Origin of the sequence: Enterobacter cloacae complex sp. P47BA (assembly GCF_014930485.1) — a bacterium.
In the GTDB taxonomy this organism is placed as follows: Bacteria; Pseudomonadota; Gammaproteobacteria; order Enterobacterales; family Enterobacteriaceae; genus Enterobacter; species Enterobacter bugandensis.
This window is the reverse complement of record NZ_JADBRF010000001.1, coordinates 24052-47674: the sequence shown is the minus strand read 5'-3', so window position 1 is coordinate 47674 and position 23623 is coordinate 24052. Positions and strand designations below refer to the sequence as shown.

Genomic DNA, 23623 nt, shown 5'->3' with positions numbered 1-23623 from the left:
GAACAAAATAACTCACTGAAATAGTCACATATCTGGAAGTTAAATTAATGCCTCATTTCTTTATTGAACGTCCCATTTTCGCCTGGGTCGTGGCGCTTTTTATCGTCCTGGCGGGCGCATTGTCTATCCCCCGGCTGCCGGTTGCGCAGTATCCGGCGGTGGCACCGCCTGGGATTATTATTTCTGTCACCTACCCGGGTGCCAGCCCCGATATTATGAATACGTCGGTGGTGTCGTTACTTGAGCGCGAAATATCTGGCGTCGATAATTTGCTTTACTTCGAATCATCCAGTGACACAACCGGTTCTGCGTCTATTACCGTGACGTTTAAGCCCGGCACGGACATCAAGCTGGCGCAGATGGACCTTCAGAACCAGATTAAAATTGTGGAGCCGCGTTTGCCACAGGCGGTCAGGCAAAATGGCATCAACGTCGAGGCGGCCAATTCCGGTTTTTTAATGATGGTGGGGCTCAAGTCCGCAACCGGTAAATTTGAGGAAGCCGATTTAAGCGATTACTTTGCCCGGCATGTCAGCGACGAGCTTCGCCGCGTACCTGGAGTAGGGAAAATTCAGCTGTTTGGTGGCGAAAAAGCGCTGCGCATCTGGCTGGACCCGATGAAGCTTCATAGCTACGGACTTTCGGTGAGCGATGTGCTTACCGCCGTTGGCCAGCAAAATGCCCTGGTTTCGCCCGGCAAAACGGGAGATGAACCGGCATCTGAAGGGCAAGGCGTAACGTATCCGATCACCGTGAAGGGGCAACTCACTTCCGTAGAGGCTTTCAGGAATATTACTCTGAAATCAGAGGCCTCCGGCGCAAGGCTGAAGCTGTCCGACGTCGCGCGCATTGAGTCCGGCCTGCAAAGCTACGCTTTCGGTATCCGCGAAAATGGGGTTCCCGCAACGGCTGCGGCGGTCCAGCTATCGCCTGGCGCCAATGCGATGAGCACGGCTGCAGGCGTACGCGCACGCATCGACGAACTTTCTCAGGTGTTGCCGGAAGGAATGACGTTTACAGTTCCCTTCGATACCGCGCCTTTTGTGAAGCTCTCCATCATGAAGGTGGTGCAGACATTTGTGGAAGCGATGGTTCTGGTCTTCCTCGTAATGCTGCTCTTTCTGCATAAGATACGCTGTACGCTTATCCCGGCGATTGTTGCCCCCGTCGCACTGCTTGGCACCTTCACGGTGATGCTATTGAGTGGATACTCCATCAATATTCTGACCATGTTCGGCATGGTTCTGGCGATAGGGATTATCGTAGATGACGCCATTGTGGTCGTGGAGAACGTTGAGCGCCTGATGGAAGAAAAACAACTCTCTCCGCGCGACGCGACCCGGGAGGCCATGAAAGAAATCACGCCGGCAATTATCGGGATCACGCTGGTGCTTACCGCCGTCTTTATTCCCATGGGTTTCGCCGAAGGATCCGTCGGGATTATTTATCGACAATTTTGTATTTCCATGGCGGTACCCATACTGTTGTCGGCATTTCTTGCCCTCACGCTTACCCCCGCACTATGCGCGACGCTACTTAAGCCTCACAGCGCAGCAAAGCACGTTGGTGGCAGGTTCGCAGCAGGGTTTAACGCCCGCTTTCGTACCCTCACGACGTGGTACGAATCCGGGCTGGGCGCGGTGCTGAGACGTACCGGGCGTATGCTGCTGTTGTACGTTGCGCTATGTGCTGCCCTATGTTTGGGGCTTTCTTCGCTGCCCTCGTCCTTTCTTCCGGATGAAGATCAGGGCTATTTTATGTCCTCAATCCAGCTGCCTTCCGATGCCACAATGCAGCGCACCCTGAGAGTGGTTAAAAAATTTGAAGAGGAAATTGCGGCCCGGCCGGATATTGAAAGCAACATTATGATTCTGGGATTTGGGTTTTCAGGCTCGGGACCGAATTCGGCCATGGCCTTCACCACGCTGAAGGACTGGAAAGATCGGCAGGGTACGACTGCACAGAATGAAGCCGACCATATACAGGCCAGCATGGCTAACGTCTCTGATGCCGTCACGATGAGCCTTCTCCCGCCGGCCATTTCGGATATGGGCACCTCCTCGGGCTTCACCTGGTACGTACAGGACAGGGCGGGACTGGGCTACGAGGCGTTAAAGAGAGCGGCCGATGCGCTGGTTGTGAAAGCTAATCAACGTCCTGAACTGAGTGACGTGTATATAGACGGTCTGCCGGAAGGAACAAGCCTGGCCCTTCAGATTGACCGGGAAAAAGCGGAAGCGCTGGGCGTTTCATTTGATGAAATCAACCAGACGCTCTCGGTCAACATGGGGTCGAACTACGTTAATGACTACACGAACAAGGGCCGTGTTCAGCAGGTCATTATTCAGGCCGACGCCCCTTACCGCATGCAGCCTGAGCAGATCCTGAAATTATCGGTAAAAAACCGTATGGGGCAGATGGTGCCAGTATCTACGTTTGCGACGCTTTCCTGGAACGTTGCGCCGCAGCAGTTGACGCGTTATCAGGGATATTCTGCTATCCGCATTACCGGCAGTGCGGCCCCGGGCAAATCCAGCGGCACTGCAATGAAAGCCATGGAGACGTTGTCACGGGATTTACCGCAGGGGATGGCCGGCGAGTGGGCCGGGAGCTCATTGCAGGAGAGAAAATCCGAATCTCAGCTCCCGGGTCTGATCGTTCTGTCGATACTGGTCGTGTTCATGGTGCTCGCCGCCCTGTATGAGAGCTGGTCAATTCCCTTTGCGGTCATGCTGGTCGTTCCCCTGGGGCTTATCGGTGCGGTGGTTGCCGTCTCCGTTGCGGGCATGACGAATGATGTTTTCTTTAAGGTCGGTCTTATCACCCTGATAGGCCTGTGCGCCAAGAACGCCATTCTGATTGTCGAGTTTGCAAGGCAGCTCCACCGGGAAGGACAACCCCTGCTGGCGGCAACAATACAGGCCGCAAGCCAGCGTATGCGCCCTATTTTGATGACATCGTTAGCCTTTACGTTAGGCGTGGTGCCACTGATGCTGGCGCGTGGCGCGAGTGACAGCACGCAGCACGCTATCGGCACCGGGGTGTTTGGCGGCATGATCAGCGGCACGCTTCTCGCGATCTTTTTCGTCCCGGTATTCTTTATTGTCATTGCGCGTTTCGTTGAAAACGCCAGGAAAGTGTGAATACCGCTGACGGATCGCGGAACCTTGCTGGTTGGATGAGGCGAAGCTGCTGCCGGGTGATATACTGGACGAATGCTGAAATTTTGAGCCCCCGCCAGCCCGCGCCTCACCTTTTGGGGCATTCCTCTTCGGAGATCGACGAGAAATATCGTGACACAAGGGGCCGTGAGTGGGCTATAATTTCGAGCTAATTTCGAATGATTTTGAAATACTGCCTGTAACGCTATGAATTACAAGGCAAAATAAGCAATGAATATAAGGATTAAAGCTATGGGTTTTCTTTCCGGTAAGCGCATTCTGGTGACTGGCGTTGCCAGCAAACTGTCCATCGCATACGGCATCGCACAGGCAATGCATCGCGAAGGCGCTGAGCTGGCGTTCACCTACCAGAACGACAAGCTGAAAGGCCGTGTTGAAGAGTTTGCCGCGCAGCTGGGTTCCAGCATTGTTCTGGAATGTGACGTTGCACAAGACGAAAGCATCGACGGCATGTTTGCTGAACTGGCAAAAGCATGGCCGAAATTCGACGGTTTCGTTCACTCCATCGGCTTCGCTCCTGGCGACCAGCTGGACGGCGACTACGTGAACGCGGTAACCCGTGATGGCTTTAAAATCGCGCACGACATCAGCTCCTACAGCTTCGTTGCAATGGCGAAATCTTGCCGCGCAATGCTGAACCCGGGCGCAGCGCTGCTGACCCTGTCCTACCTGGGCGCAGAGCGTGCTATCCCTAACTACAACGTTATGGGCCTGGCGAAAGCATCTCTGGAAGCCAACGTCCGCTACATGGCGAACGCAATGGGTCCAGAAGGCGTGCGCGTTAACGCCATCTCTGCTGGCCCTATCCGCACCCTGGCGGCGTCCGGCATCAAAGATTTCCGTAAAATGCTGGCACACTGCGAAGCGGTTACCCCGATTCGTCGTACCGTTACCATTGAAGATGTGGGTAACTCTGCTGCATTCCTGTGCTCTGACCTTTCCGCAGGTATCTCCGGCGAAGTGGTTCACGTTGACGGCGGCTTCAACATCGCTGCAATGAACGAGCTGGAAATTAAATAAGCTGTGGCTCTCTTCCCGCACGGGAAGAGAGCTTTCCCCCTCCGCACTCCCCTTCGTTATTCCGTTCTGCTATTTGTTATCACCTAACAATATTTTTCCCTTTATCTGCCTTACGCCAGGATATTGATCGCCATTTTGAGATCAAGGAACGCCCATGGAACAACGCCGTTTTTCCGGCAAAGGCCACTGGTATCACGAAACCCAGTCAAACCACGCGCAGCCGGATGTGCTGCCCCTGGTGCCCGAAGCCGCTAACGTCGACGATCGTTTTTTGCTCGATTTAGCCCTGCCAGATGAAATTGTCGCCGCCTGTACCGGCTGGCTCGCTCCTGCCAGATCCTTATGTCACCAGCTGTTCCCGCTCTCACTTCCCGTAAACCGCCTGCGAACGCTTAGCGCCTACGATCGGTTAAGTACCGCGCTGACGGTGGCGCAGGCCTGCGGCGTTCAGCGGCTGTGCAACCACTACGCCGCCCTCCTCGCCCCGCTGCCGGGCCCTGACTCCTCCCGCGAAAGTAACCGACGGCTGGCACAAATCACGCAGTATGCCCGCCAGCTCGCCAGCTCACCTGACATCATTGATGATAAGGCGCGAAACCAGCTTGATGAGGTAGGTCTGTCTATCTATGACGTTGTGGTAATTAACCAGATAATCGGCTTTATCGGTTTTCAGGCGCGCGTGGTCGCCGTCTTTCAGGCACTGCTAGGCCATCCCGTCCGCTGGCTGCCGGGCCATCATATTCAGCCGCACACCCTGCCAACGTCCTCCGACGCGTGGATCTCGCTTCTGCCCGTGGTCGAGCTTCGCTATGCCAGTGCGCATCAGCTTGAGTCCCTCTCCCGCTGGCAGGCAGAGCCCACGCTTGAGGCGCTGACGCCGGTCCTGTGCCATGAACCGACCTTGCTCGACCTGATGGGGGAGATCCTGATAAACAGCCGGGAAACGATTTCGCTGCCTCCTCCGGCGCTTTCGGCAGCAGCCGAATTGCTGACACGCTCGCCGGACCGCTTCAGCGCCGCACAATTTACCCCGCTCACGGAAGAAGGACTTACTGCCGTTCAGGCGATCAACCTGCTCAGCCAATGCGCGCTGGAGGGCTGGATCAATCGACTAAAAGTCGCGTCCGGCAAAGCGGAATAACCACACTCTTTCCCCAAAGAGCGCTTGCTGTAGCAGTGAGAATCGCGTAAAACTGTCAGCCGCTCAATGGCTACGAAAATAGAACATTATGTTTCAGGACAACCCGCTGCTAGCGCAGCTTAAACAGCAACTGCATTCCCAGACGCCGCGTGCAGAAGGGGTCGTGAAAGCCACGGAAAAGGGCTTTGGCTTCCTTGAAGTTGACGCGCAGAAAAGCTACTTCATTCCGCCACCGCAGATGAAGAAAGTGATGCATGGCGATCGCGTCATGGCCGTCATCCATACCGAGAAGGAACGTGAGTCCGCCGAGCCGGAAGAACTGATCGAGCCGTTCCTGACCCGCTTTGTGGGCAAAGTGCAGAGAAAGGACGATCGTCTTTCTGTCGTGCCGGATCACCCCCTGCTGAAAGATGCCATTCCCTGCCGCGCCGCCCGCGGCGTTGAGCATGATTTTAAAGAAGGTGACTGGGCCGTGGCAGAAATGCGCCGTCATCCTCTGAAAGGCGACCGCGGTTTCTATGCTGAACTGACCCAGTTCATCACCTTTGGCGACGACCATTTCGTCCCGTGGTGGGTCACGCTGGCGCGCCATAATCTTGAAAAAGAAGCGCCGAACGGCGTGGCAACTGAGATGCAGGATGAAGGCCTGGCGCGCCGCGATCTTACCGCGCTGGAGTTTGTCACCATCGACAGCGCCAGCACAGAAGATATGGACGATGCGCTCTACGCTGAAGAGAGCGCCGATGGCAAACTGCATTTGACCGTCGCCATTGCCGATCCAACCGCCTGGATTGTGGAAGGCAGCAAGCTGGACGAAACGGCGAAAATCCGCGCGTTCACCAACTACCTGCCGGGCTTTAACATCCCGATGCTGCCGCGCGAACTGTCTGACGACCTCTGCTCGCTGCGCCCAAATGAGGTGCGCCCGGTTCTCGCCTGCCGCATGACCATTGCCGCAGATGGCACGATTGAAGACGATATCGAATTCTTTGCCGCCACCATCGAATCCAAAGCCAAGCTGGCCTATGACAATGTCTCCGACTGGCTGGAAAACACCGGCAGCTGGAAACCTGAATCCGATGCTATCGCGGCACAGATTCGTCTGCTGCACCGCATCTGCCTGAACCGCGGCGAGTGGCGTAAGACTCACGCCCTGGTCTTCAAGGATCGTCCGGATTATCGTTTTGTTCTCGGTGAAAAAGGCGAAGTGCTGGATATCGTGGCCGAGCCGCGACGCATTGCTAACCGCATCGTCGAAGAAGCGATGATTTCCGCCAACATCTGTGCCGCGCGCGTGCTGCGCGACAGGCTGGGCTTCGGTATTTACAACGTTCATACCGGATTCGATCCGGCCAATACCGAAGCGCTCGCGGCCCTGCTGAAGAATCACGATGTGCATGTTGATCCGGAAGAAGTGCTGACACTGCCGGGCTTCTGCAAGCTTCGCCGCGAGCTGGACGCTCAGCCGTCTGGTTTCCTGGATAGCCGTATTCGCCGCTTCCAGTCCTTCGCGGAAATCAGCACCGAGCCAGGCCCGCACTTTGGCCTCGGTCTGGAAGCCTACGCCACCTGGACCTCCCCGATCCGTAAGTATGGCGATATGGTTAACCACCGCCTGCTGAAAGCGATTATTAAGGGCGAAACCATTGCCCGTCCTCAGGACGACACGACCCTACAGATGGCCGAGCGTCGCCGTCTGAACCGCATGGCGGAACGTGACGTTGGAGACTGGCTATACGCGCGCTTCCTGCAGGATAAAGCCGGTACCGATACCCGCTTCGCGGCAGAAATTATTGATATCAGCCGCGGGGGAATGCGCGTACGTCTGGTGGATAACGGTGCGGTCGCCTTTATCCCTGCCCCGTTCCTGCACGCCGTTCGTGACGAACTGGTCTGCAGTCAGGAAAGCGGCACCGTGCAAATTAAAGGCGAGACGGTTTACAAAGTCACTGACGTGATTGATGTAACTATCGCTGAAGTTCGCATGGAAACCCGCAGTATTATTGCGCGCCCTGTCGCCTGATAACCTGCTCAATTGTCGGTCATTTCCGTTCAGAAAGGCCGACAATTTTCTCCCTGTCTTTCCCCCCGCAAAAGCATCATTTTTCTTACTTTTTCCGCCCCTGCCCGCCCAAAATAGCCATAATTATCTACAGTTAAAGAGTGCTCCCCTGTTCGGGCACGTGGATTTTATACGCTCAGCATTTTTATCTGCCTGATGCGTTTTATTATAAAAAAGCTGCGAAAAACAATACCTTCACTGCGGCTTTGCCGCTATTTTCAACGGAAAAGTCGACGACTAATGAATAATTTGTTCGCTAATGCGTCGCGGCGGGAGAAATCATGATCGACGAACTTGAGCAAAATTTGCTGTTTCGTTACATGGGTACTCACAGCCCGTGGTGGCGATTGTCGGCTGACAGCAACGCTCTGCACCTTGCCGCCAGCGAAAATGCTGACGTGACTCAGGAGATCGTACTGGATGATGAACAGGCCGCACAGATCCGCCAGCTAACGGTAATGACCACCAGCATTTCCCTTAACCTCTCTCTTTACGGCGAGCAAGTTCCCGTCCATCTTGTCGGACGCAAAATCACCCGAAACGAGTGGGCCGGAACGGCTTCCGCCTGGAACGATACGCCCTCCGTGGCACGCGATCTGGCTCAGGGACTCTCCTTTGCGGAACAGGTTGTTTCTGAAGCGAATTCCGTCATTGTCATTCTCGATCAAAACGGCAATATCCAGCGCTTTAACCGCCTGAGCGAAGAGTATACCGGTCTGAAAGAACATGAAGTCATTGGTCAAAACGTGTTTGAACTGTTCATGAGCCGCAGCGAAGCGGCAGCCTCGAAGCGCAACATTGCGGGTTTCTTTCGCAACGGCAGCTCCTACGAAGTCGAACGCTGGATTAAAACGCGAAAAGGGCAACGCTTGTTTCTGTTCAGAAATAAATTCGTTCACAGCGGCAGCGGTAAAAATGAAATTTTCCTTATCTGCTCCGGGACCGACATTACCGAAGAACGGCGGGCACAGGAGCGCCTGCGCGTGCTGGCCAATACCGATACCATCACCGGCCTGCCCAACCGCAATGCGATCCATGAGCTGATTTCAGACGCCATCAATAGCCGCGGCGACACGCAGGTTGGCGTGGTGTACCTCGACCTCGATAACTTCAAAAAGGTTAACGATGCCTACGGGCATATGTTCGGCGATCAGCTCCTGCAGGCGGTTGCACTTGCCCTTCTGAGTTGTCTGGATGAGGGGCAGGTTTTAGCGCGGCTCGGCGGCGATGAGTTTATCGTTATGGCCACCAATACCTCTCAGGGCTCGCTGGAAGCGATGGCGTCGCGTATTCTGACCCGCCTGCGCCAGCCGTTCAGAATCGGTCTCATTGAGGTTTACACCGGTTGCTCCCTGGGGATCGCCCTCGCGCCGCAGCATGGGAACGATCGGGAAAGCGTGATTCGCAATGCCGACATCGCCATGTACACCGCCAAGGAGAATGGCCGTGGCAAATTCTGCGTCTTCTCCCCCGAGATGAACCAGCGCGTGTTTGAGTACCTGTGGCTGGACACCAACCTGCGTAAAGCGCTGGATAACGATCAGCTCCTGATCCACTACCAGCCGAAAATGACCTGGCGCGGCGAAGTCAGAAGCCTTGAAGCGCTGGTCCGCTGGCAGTCGCCCGAGCGCGGGCTGATCCCCCCTCTGGAATTTATCTCTTATGCCGAGGAGTCCGGTTTGATTGTGCCGCTGGGTCGCTGGGTGATGCTTGATGTGGTTCGCCAGGTGGCAAAATGGCGTGACAAGGGAATTAACCTGCGCGTGGCCGTGAACGTCTCTGCACGTCAGTTGGCCGACCAGACGATTTTCAGCGAACTAAAGCAGGCGCTTAAGGATCTGCATTTTGAGTACTGCCCTATCGACGTTGAGTTAACCGAAAGCTGTCTTATCGAAAACGAAGAGCTGGCGCTCTCGGTGATCCAGCAATTCAGTCGGCTCGGGGCACAAATTCATCTGGACGATTTTGGTACCGGCTACTCCTCCCTTTCCCAGCTGGCGCGTTTTCCTATTGATGCCATTAAACTCGATCAGGCTTTTGTCAGAGATATTCACAAGCACTCTGTCTCCCAGTCTCTGGTACGCGCCATTGTCGCAGTGGCGCAGGCGTTAAACCTGCAGGTGATTGCCGAAGGGGTGGAGAACGCAAAAGAAGATGCCTTTCTGACCAAAAACGGCGTCAACGAACGGCAGGGTTTTCTTTTCGCTAAGCCGATGCCCGCTGCCGCATTCGAGCGCTGGCTAAAACGATATCAAGCGCGACAACAACGTTAACGTCATACAGAGGTTCACTTTCGTATAGGTAATTTCGTTATGGCGTTTTTTCCCTTCTCTTTTGAACCTATTTTCTGCATCATTGAAATTATTAACTTTTCGCTCCTGGGGAGAGATGATGTCTACTATTGATCCACAAGCTGTAGCACAACGTATTGATACCGTGCTGGATATCCTGGTGGCGGGTGATTATCACTCTGCGATCCGTAATCTCGAGATCCTGAAGTCTGAACTTCTCGCTCAGGATGGCGCTGACAATGCCCCCGAAAACCGACAGCCTAAAGCGCCGTGGGAAGTCTAATCCCATTGTCTCAGACCTCGTTTCGCTTTATTAATTGGATGCTATGAATTCCCGACAACAACTCATTTTGCAGATGGTCATCGATCAGGGGCGCGTAAGCGTCGTTGAGCTGGCTAAAACCACCGGCGTTTCAGAAGTGACCATCCGTCAGGATCTTAACCTGCTGGAAAAACAGAGCTACCTGCGCCGTGCGCATGGCTATGCCGTGCCGCTGGACAGCGACGACGTTGAGACGCGCATGATGAATAACTACGCGCTTAAACGAGAACTGGCAGAATTTGCCGCATCGCTGGTAAACCCTGGCGAGACGGTCTTTATTGAAAACGGCAGCAGCAACGCTCTTCTGGCACGTACGCTTGCCGAACAAAAAGACGTTACCATCATCACCGTCAGCAGCTATATCGCCCATTTGCTCAAAGAGACGCGCTGTGAGGTGATTTTGCTGGGCGGCATTTACCAGAAAAAAAGTGAGAGCATGGTAGGCCCGCTAACCCGGCAGTATGTCCAGCAGGTCCATTTCAGTAAGGCGTTTATCGGTATTGACGGCTGGCAGCCGGAGACAGGCTTCACCGGCCGGGATATGATGCGATCTGACGTTGTGAATGCCGTTCTGGAAAAAGAGTGTGAAGCCATTGTGCTGACCGACAGCTCTAAATTTGGTGCCGTCCATCCTTACACCATGGGTCCAGCCTCACGCTTTAGCCGCGTAATTACCGACGAAAGGTTAAGCGATGAACATCGTAATAAACTGGAAGATGACGGTCTGATTGTCGATATTATTAAAACGCCCGCCTGAGTCCATTTGCGCCCGTATTCCGGGCGCATATGCCCCCTTCGTCTGAGAGGATTCCTATCCATCCTTTAAGAGTTTTTACCTGTTTAACCTGCCGTAAAGTCGTAAAATTAATGTTAGCGATATAACAGGAAGTGACTATCACCTGCGTGATTACGTAACGCCTGCGCGACCAGCTTTCACGGAAAAAAGAATTGAGTATTCATTTTGACTATACTTAATGTGTACATCTTTCCGTGAATCGATAATTCAGGAGAAAGTATTATGACCTTAACCAGCAAAAAATTAGCCGCCGCTGTTCTGGCAATCACTGTAGCAATGTCCCTGAGCGCGTGCTCTAACTGGTCTAAACGTGACCGTAACACCGCAATTGGCGCCGGTGCTGGTGCGCTCGGTGGTGCAGTATTAACGGATGGTAGTACGCTGGGTACATTAGGCGGCGCTGCTGTCGGTGGTATTATCGGTCACCAGGTTGGCAAATAATTATTCTATCAGCCTTCCCGTTAAGGCGATTTAGCATCGCATTTCAGGTCTGACTAACGCACGTATATAACACGAGCCACGGCATTTGCCGTGGCTTATTTATTTTAGCCGCCTGCCAGTTTAACTTTCATGCCTTTGGCTTCAAGGAGCGATTTAATTAAATCGCGTTTATCACCCTGAATTTCGATAATGCCGTCCTTCACGGCGCCGCCGCAGCCACATTTTTTCTTCAACTCTGCTGCCAGCTTGTTCAGCTCCGCATCATCCAGATCAATCCCGGAGATCAGGCAGACCCCCTTTCCTTTTCGCCCGCTGGTCTGACGCTGGATACGAACAATACCGTCACCTTTCGGACGTTCTGCTTTCGTTTTCGGTTCGTCTATGCGCCCGCTTTCCGTCGAGTAGACCAGCCGACTGTTGGAATCAGTCATTGCGCCCCCTTTTTCAGTGATGCGTTGATAGCCTTAAGCGTCTCTGCCGGGTTCGCAGACTGCGTCACCGGCCGGCCGATAACCATGTAGTCAACGCCTGCTGCCAACGCCTGCTCAGGCGTCATAATGCGTCGCTGATCGCCCACGTCGCTGCCAGCAGGACGAATGCCTGGCGTGACCAGTTTAAAATCTTTGCCCAACTCTGACTTAAAGCGTACCGCTTCCTGCGCGGAGCAAACGACGCCATCGAGAGCACAGCTCTGCGTCAGACGCGCGAGACGCTCGGCGTGCCCGGCAGGTGACAACGTCACGCCGAGGTCGCGCAAGTCGCTGTCGTCCATGCTGGTCAGCACGGTAACCGCAATCAGTAATGGCGCATCGTTGCCGAACGGCAGGAGTGCTTCGCGAGCGGCTGTCATCATTCTCGCCCCGCCCGACGCGTGGACGTTGACCATCCATACACCCAGTTCCGCAGCGGCGGCAACCGCGTGCGCCGTGGTGTTCGGGATATCATGGAATTTGAGATCGAGGAAAACGTCAAAGCCGCGCTGTTGCAGATCGCGAACGATTTGCGGTCCAAACAGCGTGAACATCTCTTTGCCGACCTTCAGGCGGCAATCGCGAGGGTCAATGCCGTCGACAAAGGCCAGCGCTGCGTCACGCTTATTGTAATCAAGCGCAACAACAACAGGAGAATCCGTAATAACGCGGGAAGTGGAGGAAGTAACAGACGTCATGACCAGCCCTTTTCGTCTATGGGCGCGCAGCGGCGCGGAACAGATAAACGGCCTGCATTCTACCTGCCGTCGCCGCAAATTGACAGAATCCATTTATGCCCCTGCCAGGCCAGCAAGCCGCACGGTGTTGAGAAAGCAGTAAAAGCTATCAGTATGTTGTAACTAAAATGAAGGCTTTTAAAAAAATTACTGCCCATCCAGGCCGCGAATTGGCTTGATGGTGGACCAGGCCCGGCAGGACGGACAATGCCAGTAGAGCGTGTAGGCGGTAAAACCACACTTCTGGCAACGGTAGCGCGGCTTGCTGCGCACCTGCTCGCCAACCATGTCGCGCAGTACCATCAGACTCTCTTTCGCGCGCCCTTCTTCCGCATCGTTCAGATGGTAGTCCATCAGCTTGTGGAATACGCGCATCGTGGGATGACGTTGCAGCTGACGGGTAATATATACCTGTGCGGTGTCGCTCCCCTCATACTGCTCAACCACGTCAGAGAGCATCAGCTCAGCGGTCGCGCCGGTATTCTCTTCCACGCAACGGCGCAGAAATGCCACCCACTCTTCCTGCTTGTCCAGCTGCTGATAGCAGGTTTGCAGCATTTCAAGCGTTTCGCTGACCAGCTCTTTGTCCTGGTCAATCACCCGCATCAGGCTTTCAACGGCTTTAGCGTAGTCGCCGCTGGCCATAAAAACGCGCCCCATCATGATAGAGATACGCGCGCTATTGCGGTCTGCGGCGGCGCCTTTCTTGAGCAACGCCATGGCTTTATCCATGTCGTCGTTGCCCATCTGCTGAAGGGCAAGCTCGCAGTAGAAATGCGCAATTTCAACGCGCTGCTTGTCTTTGCCCAGCTTCACCAGACGCTCGGCCGTATCAATGGCTTTCTGCCAGTCGCTGGTGGCCTGGTAAATCTGCAGTAACTGCTGCAACGCGCCGATACGGAAATCCGTTTCATCCACCAGCTGTGTGAACATATCTTCAGCGCGATCGTACAGCCCCGCGGCCATATAGTCTCGGCCCAGTTGTTGTACCGCCAGGAGACGTTGTTCGTAGGTCAGGGAGGCGCTTTCCATCAAGGTCTGGTGGATACGGATAGCGCGGTCAACCTCGCCGCGCGAGCGGAACAGGTTACCGAGAGTGAGGTGGGCTTCGACGGTCCCCGTATCCTCTTTCAGCATATCGAGGAACAGGTCTACCGCTTTGTCCTGCTGATTGCTCAGGAGGAAGTTCACCCCCGCAACGTAGTCGCGGGAGAGTCGGTTAGCCTCATCCTGTTTCGTTTGTTGCGCACTTCTGCGGCCCATATACCAGCCATAGGCTGCGGCTACAGGCAAAAGCAGAAACAACAACTCCAGCATAGTCGATTATTCCTTCACGACCGGCACACCTGAACTTTCCGGCATGTCGGACGCAGGCGCAATGTGCTGTTCAAGTCGTTTAATTTTACGTTCAGCGCGCGCAAGAGAAACACGAACTTTCAACCAGAAAAGACCGCAAACCAGCCAGCCGATGGCAAAGCCTGCAGCAAATAAGACCGCCAGCAGGCTGGAGACCCGATACTCACCCTGCGCCAGCAGATAGTTAAACGTCACCTGTTGATCGTTTTGTGCACCCAATGTGACTGAAATGACAAAAATCGCCAATACCAGTAAGAAAATGAGTAAATATTTCACATTACTTCCCGTTATGTGGTTCAAGCGAATAAAGTGTGTTCAACTCACCGCAATCAGCCTTATAAACTACCATTTTAGCGACGGGCGCGAAACGGAAAAAGTAACGCGCACGTCATGGATTTATGGGCAAAATGCACAATATCAACCGTCAGGCGTCGCTTTGCTCCCTTTCGGCGATCTCTTCTTTCTCTTCAGGTGGCGGCGTGAGCGGGCCGCAGAACCGTTCTGCAAGCCAGGTTGCCAGCGTCACCAGCATCCAGGAGATCAGCGTAGCGACCACCAGATCCCGCGGCCAGTGCATTCCCAGCAGCAAGCGGCTGCCCATCACCCCTGTCGCCCAAACCAGTAAAATCGCGATGGTCATAGTGCGACGTCGAGGCCAAAGCAGCCCAACGCCCAGCAACGCCCAGCTGGCTGCAAACATCGTATGGCCGGAAGGAAACGCGAATCCCGTCTCTTTTTGCCAGTGCTTACGCAGGAACTTTGGAATATCTTCCTGTTCTGAAAGCTGTTCTTTCACCAGCGCGCCGCGATCTTTACGCTTTAAATTGTAGAACTCTTCCACCGGAACATGGTGCGCTTTTTCCAGCCAGACGACAAAAGGTCTTGGCTCCTGAACGTGATCCTTCACCCAGGACTTCACGCCCTGTCCAATAACGATCGCGCCACCGAGGATAGCAAAGAGCATCAACGCCGCGCGCAGTCGAAAGCGCAGGCACCACAAGAACCAGCCGCAGAGGATAACGTGGGTAATAATTCCCCACGGCTGCGTGACCGTCTCCGTTACCCAGTATAACGTTTTCAGCCACGTGGCATTCTGCCCCGGCTGCCACATCCAGCCGGAGACCCACACGGCCAAAGGCATAATCAGTAAAATGGCCGCGCCTGCTGCCGTACGTCTGGCGATTGAAAGCATGTCTTCTCCTTTTTCGCTAAGCCTCACAATCATAACTGAAATTCATTCGATGGGTGGATATGTCGGATCGTGCGTTTAACGTTCATATAGCATGGCGCCCATTAGGCGAACGTGCTGAGCTTGTGGCAAAATGGACAAATACAGAAAGCAAAACAGGCGCAAGGCACGAAACGTGTCAGCCTACTCTGGAGAATCACATGCAGCTTAAACGTGTGGCAGAAGCCAAACTGCCAACCCCATGGGGCGATTTCCTGATGGTGGGGTTTGAAGAACTGGCAACCGGACAGGATCATGTCGCGCTGGTCTACGGCGACATTTCAGGGCAGACGCCGGTGCTGTCCCGCGTCCATTCGGAGTGTCTGACCGGCGACGCGTTGTTCAGCCTGCGCTGTGATTGCGGTTTCCAGCTCGAAGCTGCCCTTACCCATATTGCCGAAGAAGGCCGCGGCGTGCTGCTCTATCACCGTCAGGAAGGTCGTAACATTGGTCTGCTGAATAAAATCCGCGCTTACGCTCTGCAGGACCAGGGCTACGATACGGTGGAAGCCAACCACCAGCTCGGTTTTGCCGCCGATGAACGTGATTTCACCCTCTGCGCCGATATGTTCAAGCTGCTGGGCGTGGACGAGGTTCGCCTGCTGACCAATAATCCCAAAAAGGTGGAAATCCTCACCGAAGCCGGGATCAACATCGTCGAGCGCGTACCGCTGATTGTCGGCCGCAACCCGAAAAATGCCCACTATCTCGATACCAAGGCGGCTAAAATGGGCCATCTTCTGAAAGAGTGAAAGTAAAAAGCCCGGCACAGATGCCGGGCTTTTTTTATCAATCCAGCATTTTACGAATCACATAATGTAAAATGCCGTCGTTCTGGTAGTAGGTCAGTTCGGTTGCCGTATCAATACGACACCGGCATTCCAGTACCTCACTTTTCCCGTCTGCTCGCGTAAGCTTCACCGGCACCGTTTTGCCCGGCTGCAGGTTTTGCAGGCCGCTAATATCAATCTGCTCTTCCCCCGTCAGGCCCAGCGTTTTGCGCGTGACGCCCTGAGGGAACTCAAGCGGCAGGATCCCCATGCCAATCAGGTTCGAGCGGTGAATACGTTCAAACGACTCGGCGATGACCACGCGAACGCCAAGCAGTCGCGGACCTTTCGCCGCCCAGTCACGACTGGAGCCGGAACCGTACTCTTTCCCGGCGATCACCGCCAGCGGCGTACCTTCCTGCTGATATTTGACGGCTGCGTCATAAATCGACACGACTTCCGTCCCCGGAAGATGGCGCGTCATCCCCCCTTCCACGCCCGGAACCATTTCGTTACGAATGCGGATGTTGGCAAACGTCCCACGCATCATCACTTCATGGTTACCGCGGCGCGATCCGTAGGAGTTAAAATCGCGGCGCTCCACGCCCCGGCTTTGCAGATAACGGCCCGCCGGGCTGTCGGCTTTGATGCTCCCCGCCGGAGAGATATGGTCAGTGGTGACGGAATCCCCCAGCATCGCCAGTATGCGCGCCCCGTGAATATCCTGAAGCGGTGCAGGCTCGGCCAGCATTTCATCAAAGAACGGCGACAGGCGGATATAGGTGGAATCGTCCTGCCAGTCATAGGTGTCCGAGCCCACAACGTTGATGGCTTTCCATTCCGGCGTGCCTTCAAACACTTCCGCATACTCTTTGCGGAACATCTCGGTGGAGACCTTTTCAACGGCCATCGCAATTTCACGTGAGGACGGCCAGATATCTTTCAGATAGACCGGCTCATTCTTGCGGTCGTGACCAATAGGATCGGTAGCCAGGTTGATATTCATGTTCCCGGCGAGCGCGTAGGCCACCACCAGCGGCGGCGAAGCGAGCCAGTTGGTTTTCACCAGCGGATGAATACGTCCTTCAAAGTTACGGTTACCGGAAAGGACTGCGCCAACCGTCAGATCGCCCTGCTTGATCGCCGTTTCAATAGGTTCAGGCAGCGGGCCGGAGTTACCGATGCAGGTGGTACAGCCATAGCCCACGAGGTTAAAGCCCAGCTCATCAAGATACGGCGTTAGCCTGGCCTGCGCCAGGTAATCCGAGACCACTTTGGAGCCCGGTGCAAGAGAGGCTTTGACCCAGGGCTGTGGTTTCAGCCCCAGCTCAACCGCTTTTTTAGCCAGCAGGCCGGCCGCCATTAATACGCTGGGGTTTGAGGTGTTAGTGCAGGAGGTAATGGCGGCTATGACAACCGCGCCGTCCGGGAGCTGATACTGATGTCCGTTCAGAACATAGTCGATTGGGCGATGGTCCTTCTTCGCCACGTTAACTTCCAGCTCGTTGCTTGCGGCAAACGCTTTTGGCACGTCGCTTAACGCTACGCGATCCTGCGGACGCTTCGGACCGGCGAGGCTCGCCTCAACGCTTCCCATGTCAAGCGCAAGCGTGCTGGTAAATACCGGCTCATCCCCCGGATTGCGCCACATGCCCTGCGCTTTGGTATACGCCTCCACCAGCGCCACCTGCTCTTCGCTGCGTCCGCTCAGGCGCATGTACTCCAGGGTGACGTCATCAATGGGGAAAAATCCGCAGGTTGCACCATATTCTGGCGCCATGTTGGCGATGGTCGCGCGGTCAGCCAGCGGCAGCGAATCCAGCCCGTCACCGTAAAATTCAACAAATTTTCCCACCACACCATGCTTACGCAGCATCTGGGTTACGGTGAGCACCAGATCGGTGGCGGTAATGCCTTCAGACAGCTTCCCGGTGAGCTTAAAGCCCACAACATCAGGGATAAGCATGGAGACCGGCTGACCGAGCATGGCGGCTTCCGCTTCGATACCGCCGACACCCCAGCCCAGCACGCCGAGGCCGTTAATCATGGTGGTGTGGGAATCTGTACCCACCAGCGTGTCCGGATAAGCCACCCACTCTTTGTCCTGCAATTCACTCCAGACGGCTTTACCGAGATATTCAAGGTTAACCTGGTGACAAATACCGGTGCCGGGTGGAACCACGCTAAAGCGGCTGAACGCCTGCTGACCCCACTTCAGGAAGACGTAACGCTCGTGATTTCGCTCCATCTCGAGACGCACGTTCTCGCCAAAGGCATCGTCATCACCGAAGTGGTCAACGGTTACGGAGTGGTCAATTACGAGGTCGACGGGTGAAAGCGGGTTCACTTTAGCCGTATCGCCGCCGAGGCGTTTAACCGCCTCACGCATGGCGGCGAGATCCACCACGGCAGGAACGCCGGTGAAGTCCTGCATCAGGACCCTTGCCGGGCGGTAGGCAATTTCTCTGTCGGCATGGGCATTCTTAAGCCACCCTGCCAGCGCCTGAATATCGTCGAGGGTAACGGAGTCACCGTCCTGCCAGCGCAATAGGTTTTCCAGTAAAACTTTCAAGGACTTGGGTAAACGCGAAATGTCCCCAAGCGTTCTGGCAGCCAGCGGCAGGCTATAGTAGTGCCAGGTTTTATTTTCTGCCTGTAACGTGTCCTTACTGGCTTCGCGTAGGGTTAACGACATAAGCTCCTCCTTAATTACAGAGATGTCCTGACAATCATCAGGGCCGTAATTAAAGATAACACAAAGATGTCGTAACGTTTTGATAACAACCCAAATTGATAAATTTAGGAATGGTCCAGAGGAGGGTAAAACAAAAAACCCCGCCGCAGCGAGGTTTTATGATTTAGTGGACGGCCAGCCAGATGAGCTGACTCCAGAACAGAATCGACAGGGTAAAAACGCCGATCCATGACCAGTATTTTTGAGACATCATGTTATTCATCATAGGGACACCAGGCATTATTTATTAAACGTTCCGAGGCAGGTCCTCGTGCTATATTGCTGATGTGTATTTATTAAAGAGTACAAAGGCGCATAGTCATTATTCAGACTAACTGCATCATTACGCAATAAACTAAATTATTGTTTTTTGGGTTCGTCTTCCGCGAACACATCAATAAAAGCCTGCTGCTGCGGCGTCAGTTTCCAGGATGCTGGCACTGCTGTTGCAGGCGCTTTGCGTCCCTTGTGAACAGTGTCATGATGCTGACACATCCGCTTTGCCGTTTCTGTACGTACCGTCACTGCCATATTCAACCCCAATATTTCCAGGCCAGGAGAGCAACCATCACCCAGAACAGGGCGGAAACGAGAAAGACCGCCAGCCAGGCTTTACGCTTGAGCGCAGGATCCCTTTGCGGTTCTTCACTTCCTGAAGGCATTGCTAACCTCATACAATCGATATCGCTTATCATTTAGGACCAAACAATTGGTACAATTAATCATCTGTTGAGATAAATCCTAAAGAAACTTTAGCCGAAAAGCCAGTGAATTTACGCATCAAGAGGCATGAAATATTCAATCTTTTGACCAGAAATAAATATTTGAAAAGAAAAATTTGCGTAGCCGTTAATTAGTTTCTATTTTTGTCGCCAATTCACGACATTAAAGCCACACAAATTAAAAGGATAATGACAATATATGGCAGGGGAAGTGCAGATGATGATAATTCTAATTTAGCTTTAGCCGATATTTCGGTATCTTTCCCTCAGGGAAAGATACCGGGTGTGATTATTTTTCGGGGAGTTTGATATCTTTAAACATCTCTTCGATATCTTCATTTGATCGTAATGCCACGGCGGTATCCACCACGTCACGCGTTAAATGCGGTGCAAAGCGCTGAATAAAATCATACATATAGCTTCGCAGGAAGGTACTGCGGCGGAAGCCAATTTTTGTCGTGCTGTGGCTGAAAATATCATGCGCATCAAGACGCACCAGGTCAGGGTCTGACACCGGGTCGACCGCCATGCTGGCGATCACCCCTACCCCCAAGCCAAGCCGTACATAGGTCTTTATAACGTCGGCGTCGGTGGCGGTAAAGACAATCCGCGGCGTTAACCCGGCCCGGTTGAAGGCGGTATCAAGCTCAGATCGTCCGGTGAAGCCAAACGTGTAAGTGACCAGAGGATATTGCGCCAGCTCTTCGATTGACACCGACCCTTTGCCCGCCAGCGGATGATCCGGGGTCACCACAATGGAGCGGTTCCAGTGATAGCACGGCAGCATGACCAGATCGTCATAGAGATGGAGCGCTTCCGTCGCGATGGCAAAATCTGCATTGCCCTTCGACACCGCCTCCGCAATTTGCGTCGGCGATCCCTGGTGCATATGCAGGGAGACGCGCGGATAACGCTCGATAAAGCCCTTGATAACGCCCGGTAGCGCATAGCGCGCCTGGGTGTGCGTCGTGGCAATATACAGCGAGCCTTTATCCGGCCAGGTATGTTCCCCCGCCACAGACTTAATCGCATCGACTTTGGAAAGGACTTCCCGCGCAATACGGATGATTTCCTGCCCCGCTGGCGTCACCTGGGTAAGGTGCTTACCACTGCGGGCGAAAATCTGAATACCTAATTCATCCTCCAGCATGCGAACCTGCTTGCTGATGCCCGGTTGCGAGGTATATAGCCCCTCGGCGGTGGAAGAGACATTAAGGTTGTGATTCACCACCTCAACGATATAACGAAGCTGCTGTAATTTCATGCCAGACCATCCGATTTAGCGCACGCGGTCAATCGCTTAAGACGATTTGATAATAAAAAAAGGGTTAACTATAACCACTATATCACTTATAGCCTGACTGTATAGTACGGAACAAAAAATAATAATAAGGTAATAAAAAAGGGCCGGAAGTCCGGCCCTTTCACGGGTAAGCTACGGTTAAGAAATATTATTTCTTGCCTTCAACCCATTTGCCATCGACAAAGAAGGCGGACCATCCGGTCGCTTTACCCTCTTTCTCTGCCGCAACGTACTGCTGCTTCGTTTTACGGCTAAAACGGACCACCGTCTTATTGCCTTCAGGATCCTGCTGTGGCGCATCGGCCAGATAACGCAGCTTCTCAGGCAGACGATCGCGGAAGCGATGCAGCTCTTCCACCAGCGGGGCGCGCGTTTCACGCGATTTCGGGAAGGTGTTGGCGGCCAGGAAGACACCTGCGGCACCATCACGCAGCACGAAGTACGCGTCGGATTTTTCACACGGCAATTCTGGCAGCGGAACCGGATCTTCCTTCGGCGGAGCAACCTCACCATTGCGCAGAATCTTGCGCGTGTTCTTACACTCGTCGTTGGTGCAGGCCATGTACTTACCGAAACGCCCCATTTTCAGGTGCATCTCAGAACCACACTTCTCGCACTCCACAATCGGGCCGTCATAGCCTTTAATGCGGAACTCACCCTCTTCGATCTCATACCCGTCGCACGTTGGGTTGTTACCACACACGTGCAGCTTGCGTTTAGGATCGATCAGATAGCTGTCCATCGCCGTGCCACATTTTTTGCAGCGGCGTTTCGCGCGCAGGGCGTTGGTTTCCGCATCATCACCTTCCAGCACGTTGAGAACTTCGTTCTCCGGCACCAGGTTGATGGTTGTTTTGCAGCGCTCTTTTGGTGGCAGCGCATAGCCTGAACAGCCAAGGAACACGCCCGTTGTCGCAGTACGGATCCCCATCTTGCGGCCGCAGGTCGGGCAGTCGATGCTGGTCAGAACCATCTGGTTAGGCAGCATGCCGCCCTCTTCAGGATCTTTCTCCGCTTTCTCAAGCTGGTTGGTAAAGTCGCTGAAGAAGCTATCAAGAACCTTCTTCCACTCCGCCTTGTGACTGGCCACTTCGTCGAGGCTGTCTTCCATCTGCGCGGTGAAATCGTAGTTCATCAATTCGCGGAAGTTAGCTTCCAGACGGTCAGTGACAATCTCACCCATTTTTTCGGCATAGAAACGGCGGTTCTCTACGCGAACGTAACCGCGGTCCTGAATGGTCGAGATGATTGACGCGTAGGTTGACGGACGGCCAATCCCGCGTTTTTCCAGCTCTTTAACCAACGACGCTTCACTAAAGCGCGCAGGCGGCTTGGTGAAGTGCTGGGCCGGAACCAGGTCGACAAGCGACAACTCGTCGCCTTTGTTTACCGCAGGCAGCGTACGGTCTTCATCACCTTTACGCAGTGCAGGCATCACTTTCGTCCAGCCGTCGAAGCGCAGGATACGACCGCGCGCTTTCAAACGGAAATCGCCCGCACCGACGGTCAGCGTAGTGGAATCATATTTCGCTGGCGTCATCTGACACGCGACAAACTGACGCCAGATCAGCTGATACAGCTTCTGGGCGTCGGCTTCCATATCCTTCAGCGACTCGGCTAAAACAGAGACATCAGAGGGACGAATTGCTTCGTGCGCTTCCTGAGAATTCTCTTTGCTGGCGAACTGGTTGGCGCTTTCCGGCAGGTATTTTTTACCGAAGTTGTCGCTGATGTAGCCGCGCACCATGTTCACCGCGTCCTGGCTCAGGTTCGTTGAGTCAGTACGCATGTAGGTGATGTAACCCGCTTCATACAAGCGCTGGGCCATCATCATGGTTTTCTTCACGCCGTAACCCAGACGGGTGCTCGCCGCCTGTTGCAGTGTGGACGTGATAAACGGCGCGCCAGGCTTGCTGCTGGTCGGCTTATCTTCGCGTTCCAGTACCTGGTAGCGCGCTTTTTCCAGCAGCGCCACGGCGGCCATGGTCTGATCGCGGTTTTCAGGACGGAAAGGCTTATCGTTGTGATGGCTTACCTGCAGCGGCAGCGCATCACCGCCCGGGGTGGTGACATTGGCGTCAACTTCCCAGAACTCTTCCGGCACGAAGGCTTTAATTTCGCGTTCACGCTCAACGACAAGACGCACGGCTACAGATTGCACGCGTCCTGCAGACAGGCCGCGGGCAATCTTTTTCCACAGCAGTGGAGAAACCATGTAGCCCACAACGCGGTCCATAAAGCGACGCGCCTGCTGGGCGTTCACACGGTCGATATTCAGCTCGCCCGGCTTCTCAAACGCCTGACGAATCGCATTCTTTGTAATTTCGTTAAACACTACGCGGCTGTAGCGTTTGTCATCCCCGCCGATCACTTCCCGCAGGTGCCACGCAATGGCTTCCCCTTCGCGGTCAAGGTCGGTTGCGAGATAGATGTGGTCTGCTTTTTCAGCCAGCTGCTTCAGCTCGTTAACGACTTTTTCTTTCCCGGGCAGCACTTCATATTGTGCATCCCAGTTGTGCCATGGGTTAACACCCATGCGGTTGACAAGCGCGCTACGTTCATCCTTTTTAGGCTTTTTAGCCCCTTTGGTGGAGGTAGAGTCTGCGCTCTTTTTGCTGGCTGAGCCACTGGTCGGCAAATCGCGGATGTGACCAACGCTGGACTTAACCACGTAGTCATTACCCAGATACTTATTGATCGTTTTGGCTTTTGCCGGGGACTCAACGATGACGAGAGCTTTACCCATATTCACCTTTACCTAATTTAATTCTTCCAGGAATACGCCGCACGTTGATTTCCCTTCCGCTGACGACGAGCCAATGATATTGCGACTGCGTCAGGGGATATCAACCCCTATGTCTTACCGAACGTCAGAATGGCGACATCCAGGTCATTGAGTTTTCGGGTATTTTTCTCACATCTCGTATGATTCGTGACGAATTCCCGGTCGAATGTCAAGCAATTCTGTTGCCAGAATGACGAAAGCGCACACTCTACCTGATAAAATTCGTTACGCAACTTTATTAGCATGCAAAAGCAAATCCCGCC

At 54.1% G+C, this 23623-nt stretch carries 20 protein-coding genes; 9 read left to right on the top strand and 11 right to left on the bottom strand.

What is annotated here, in order from left to right:
• Nucleotides 1–47: 47 nt before the first annotated feature.
• From IM299_RS00235 to osmB, 8 genes are all read left to right on the top strand, one after another.
• The gene (locus tag IM299_RS00235) at nucleotides 48–3143 is read left to right on the top strand and encodes a multidrug efflux RND transporter permease subunit (protein WP_193356802.1); all 3096 of its coding nucleotides are present in this window, start codon (nucleotides 48–50) and stop codon (nucleotides 3141–3143) included.
• Nucleotides 3144–3413: 270 nt separating this feature from the next.
• Nucleotides 3414–4202, top strand: coding sequence for an enoyl-ACP reductase FabI (fabI, locus tag IM299_RS00230; protein WP_003856831.1), 789 nt, complete (start codon nucleotides 3414–3416; stop codon nucleotides 4200–4202).
• A 154-nt stretch (nucleotides 4203–4356) separates the two neighbouring features.
• Complete coding sequence (locus IM299_RS00225; RefSeq protein ID WP_193356801.1) at nucleotides 4357–5343, top strand: CMD domain-containing protein; 987 nt, start codon at nucleotides 4357–4359, stop codon at nucleotides 5341–5343.
• Between the two features lie 88 nt (nucleotides 5344–5431).
• Nucleotides 5432–7366, top strand: a complete 1935-nt coding sequence (locus tag IM299_RS00220) for an exoribonuclease II (protein WP_045260657.1) — start codon at nucleotides 5432–5434, stop codon at nucleotides 7364–7366.
• 320 nt (nucleotides 7367–7686) lie between these two features.
• On the top strand, nucleotides 7687–9678 hold the full coding sequence (pdeR, locus tag IM299_RS00215) for a cyclic di-GMP phosphodiesterase (protein WP_028013393.1): 1992 nt from the start codon (nucleotides 7687–7689) through the stop codon (nucleotides 9676–9678).
• A 118-nt stretch (nucleotides 9679–9796) separates the two neighbouring features.
• Nucleotides 9797–9979 carry a hypothetical protein gene (locus tag IM299_RS00210; RefSeq protein ID WP_041909652.1) on the top strand — a complete coding sequence of 61 codons (183 nt, stop codon included), beginning with the start codon at nucleotides 9797–9799 and terminating at the stop codon, nucleotides 9977–9979.
• Between the two features lie 43 nt (nucleotides 9980–10022).
• The gene (locus IM299_RS00205) at nucleotides 10023–10775 is read left to right on the top strand and encodes a DNA-binding transcriptional regulator YciT (RefSeq protein ID WP_041909650.1); all 753 of its coding nucleotides are present in this window, start codon (nucleotides 10023–10025) and stop codon (nucleotides 10773–10775) included.
• Between the two features lie 261 nt (nucleotides 10776–11036).
• Nucleotides 11037–11255, top strand: coding sequence for an osmotically-inducible lipoprotein OsmB (gene osmB / locus IM299_RS00200; protein ID WP_008501216.1), 219 nt, complete (start codon nucleotides 11037–11039; stop codon nucleotides 11253–11255).
• Between the two features lie 104 nt (nucleotides 11256–11359).
• Here osmB and yciH read toward each other — a convergent pair whose 3' ends face one another.
• From yciH to pgpB, 5 genes are all read right to left on the bottom strand, one after another.
• Entirely contained in the window at nucleotides 11360–11686 is a 327-nt protein-coding gene (gene yciH, locus IM299_RS00195; RefSeq protein ID WP_045630534.1) for a stress response translation initiation inhibitor YciH, read from the bottom strand.
• Nucleotides 11683–12423, bottom strand: coding sequence for an orotidine-5'-phosphate decarboxylase (pyrF, locus tag IM299_RS00190; protein ID WP_193356800.1), 741 nt, complete (start codon nucleotides 12421–12423; stop codon nucleotides 11683–11685). The genes yciH and pyrF overlap by 4 nt, the downstream gene beginning before the upstream one ends.
• 186 nt (nucleotides 12424–12609) lie before the next feature.
• Nucleotides 12610–13779: a lipopolysaccharide assembly protein LapB gene (gene lapB, locus IM299_RS00185; RefSeq protein ID WP_041909646.1), complete on the bottom strand. Its 1170-nt coding sequence runs from the start codon at nucleotides 13777–13779 to the stop codon at nucleotides 12610–12612.
• A gap of 6 nt (nucleotides 13780–13785) precedes the next feature.
• Nucleotides 13786–14094: a LapA family protein gene (locus IM299_RS00180; protein ID WP_028013399.1), complete on the bottom strand. Its 309-nt coding sequence runs from the start codon at nucleotides 14092–14094 to the stop codon at nucleotides 13786–13788.
• A 148-nt stretch (nucleotides 14095–14242) separates the two neighbouring features.
• Nucleotides 14243–15010, bottom strand: a complete 768-nt coding sequence (gene pgpB / locus IM299_RS00175; RefSeq protein ID WP_048956169.1) for a phosphatidylglycerophosphatase B — start codon at nucleotides 15008–15010, stop codon at nucleotides 14243–14245.
• Nucleotides 15011–15207: 197 nt separating this feature from the next.
• On the opposite strand from pgpB, the gene ribA reads away from it, so the two are divergent.
• On the top strand, nucleotides 15208–15798 hold the full coding sequence (gene ribA, locus IM299_RS00170; protein ID WP_028013401.1) for a GTP cyclohydrolase II: 591 nt from the start codon (nucleotides 15208–15210) through the stop codon (nucleotides 15796–15798).
• A gap of 37 nt (nucleotides 15799–15835) precedes the next feature.
• On the opposite strand, the gene acnA is transcribed toward ribA, so the two are convergent.
• The 6 genes from acnA to topA all read right to left on the bottom strand — a co-directional run bounded on the left by acnA (nucleotide 15836) and on the right by topA (nucleotide 23321).
• A complete protein-coding gene (gene acnA / locus IM299_RS00165) occupies nucleotides 15836–18511 on the bottom strand; it encodes an aconitate hydratase AcnA (RefSeq protein ID WP_028013402.1) in 2676 nt (891 codons plus the stop codon).
• Nucleotides 18512–18674: 163 nt separating this feature from the next.
• On the bottom strand, nucleotides 18675–18773 hold the full coding sequence (ymiC, locus tag IM299_RS22810; RefSeq protein WP_032644994.1) for a small membrane protein YmiC: 99 nt from the start codon (nucleotides 18771–18773) through the stop codon (nucleotides 18675–18677).
• A 137-nt stretch (nucleotides 18774–18910) separates the two neighbouring features.
• Entirely contained in the window at nucleotides 18911–19081 is a 171-nt protein-coding gene (locus IM299_RS00160; protein WP_032644881.1) for a hypothetical protein, read from the bottom strand.
• 2 nt (nucleotides 19082–19083) lie between these two features.
• Nucleotides 19084–19224: a YmiA family putative membrane protein gene (locus IM299_RS00155; protein ID WP_213743510.1), complete on the bottom strand. Its 141-nt coding sequence runs from the start codon at nucleotides 19222–19224 to the stop codon at nucleotides 19084–19086.
• A gap of 337 nt (nucleotides 19225–19561) precedes the next feature.
• Nucleotides 19562–20536 carry an HTH-type transcriptional regulator CysB gene (cysB, locus tag IM299_RS00150; RefSeq protein WP_028013403.1) on the bottom strand — a complete coding sequence of 325 codons (975 nt, stop codon included), beginning with the start codon at nucleotides 20534–20536 and terminating at the stop codon, nucleotides 19562–19564.
• A gap of 187 nt (nucleotides 20537–20723) precedes the next feature.
• A complete protein-coding gene (topA, locus tag IM299_RS00145; protein WP_041909639.1) occupies nucleotides 20724–23321 on the bottom strand; it encodes a type I DNA topoisomerase in 2598 nt (865 codons plus the stop codon).
• Nucleotides 23322–23623 lie beyond the last annotated feature (302 nt).

What these genes read in the sequence shown, in the direction of transcription:
- IM299_RS00235 (WP_193356802.1), top strand. Translation starts at nt 48, where the DNA reads ATGCCTCATTTCTTTATTGAACGTCCCATTTTCGCCTGGGTCGTGGCG.
- fabI (WP_003856831.1), top strand. Translation starts at nt 3,414, where the DNA reads ATGGGTTTTCTTTCCGGTAAGCGCATTCTGGTGACTGGCGTTGCCAGC.
- IM299_RS00225 (WP_193356801.1), top strand. Translation starts at nt 4,357, where the DNA reads ATGGAACAACGCCGTTTTTCCGGCAAAGGCCACTGGTATCACGAAACC.
- IM299_RS00220 (WP_045260657.1), top strand. Translation starts at nt 5,432, where the DNA reads ATGTTTCAGGACAACCCGCTGCTAGCGCAGCTTAAACAGCAACTGCAT.
- pdeR (WP_028013393.1), top strand. Translation starts at nt 7,687, where the DNA reads ATGATCGACGAACTTGAGCAAAATTTGCTGTTTCGTTACATGGGTACT.
- IM299_RS00210 (WP_041909652.1), top strand. Translation starts at nt 9,797, where the DNA reads ATGTCTACTATTGATCCACAAGCTGTAGCACAACGTATTGATACCGTG.
- IM299_RS00205 (WP_041909650.1), top strand. Translation starts at nt 10,023, where the DNA reads ATGAATTCCCGACAACAACTCATTTTGCAGATGGTCATCGATCAGGGG.
- osmB (WP_008501216.1), top strand. Translation starts at nt 11,037, where the DNA reads ATGACCTTAACCAGCAAAAAATTAGCCGCCGCTGTTCTGGCAATCACT.
- yciH (WP_045630534.1), bottom strand. Translation starts at nt 11,686, where the DNA reads ATGACTGATTCCAACAGTCGGCTGGTCTACTCGACGGAAAGCGGGCGC.
- pyrF (WP_193356800.1), bottom strand. Translation starts at nt 12,423, where the DNA reads ATGACGTCTGTTACTTCCTCCACTTCCCGCGTTATTACGGATTCTCCT.
- lapB (WP_041909646.1), bottom strand. Translation starts at nt 13,779, where the DNA reads ATGCTGGAGTTGTTGTTTCTGCTTTTGCCTGTAGCCGCAGCCTATGGC.
- pgpB (WP_048956169.1), bottom strand. Translation starts at nt 15,010, where the DNA reads ATGCTTTCAATCGCCAGACGTACGGCAGCAGGCGCGGCCATTTTACTG.
- ribA (WP_028013401.1), top strand. Translation starts at nt 15,208, where the DNA reads ATGCAGCTTAAACGTGTGGCAGAAGCCAAACTGCCAACCCCATGGGGC.
- acnA (WP_028013402.1), bottom strand. Translation starts at nt 18,511, where the DNA reads ATGTCGTTAACCCTACGCGAAGCCAGTAAGGACACGTTACAGGCAGAA.
- ymiC (WP_032644994.1), bottom strand. Translation starts at nt 18,773, where the DNA reads ATGAATAACATGATGTCTCAAAAATACTGGTCATGGATCGGCGTTTTT.
- IM299_RS00160 (WP_032644881.1), bottom strand. Translation starts at nt 19,081, where the DNA reads ATGGCAGTGACGGTACGTACAGAAACGGCAAAGCGGATGTGTCAGCAT.
- IM299_RS00155 (WP_213743510.1), bottom strand. Translation starts at nt 19,224, where the DNA reads ATGAGGTTAGCAATGCCTTCAGGAAGTGAAGAACCGCAAAGGGATCCT.
- cysB (WP_028013403.1), bottom strand. Translation starts at nt 20,536, where the DNA reads ATGAAATTACAGCAGCTTCGTTATATCGTTGAGGTGGTGAATCACAAC.
- topA (WP_041909639.1), bottom strand. Translation starts at nt 23,321, where the DNA reads ATGGGTAAAGCTCTCGTCATCGTTGAGTCCCCGGCAAAAGCCAAAACG.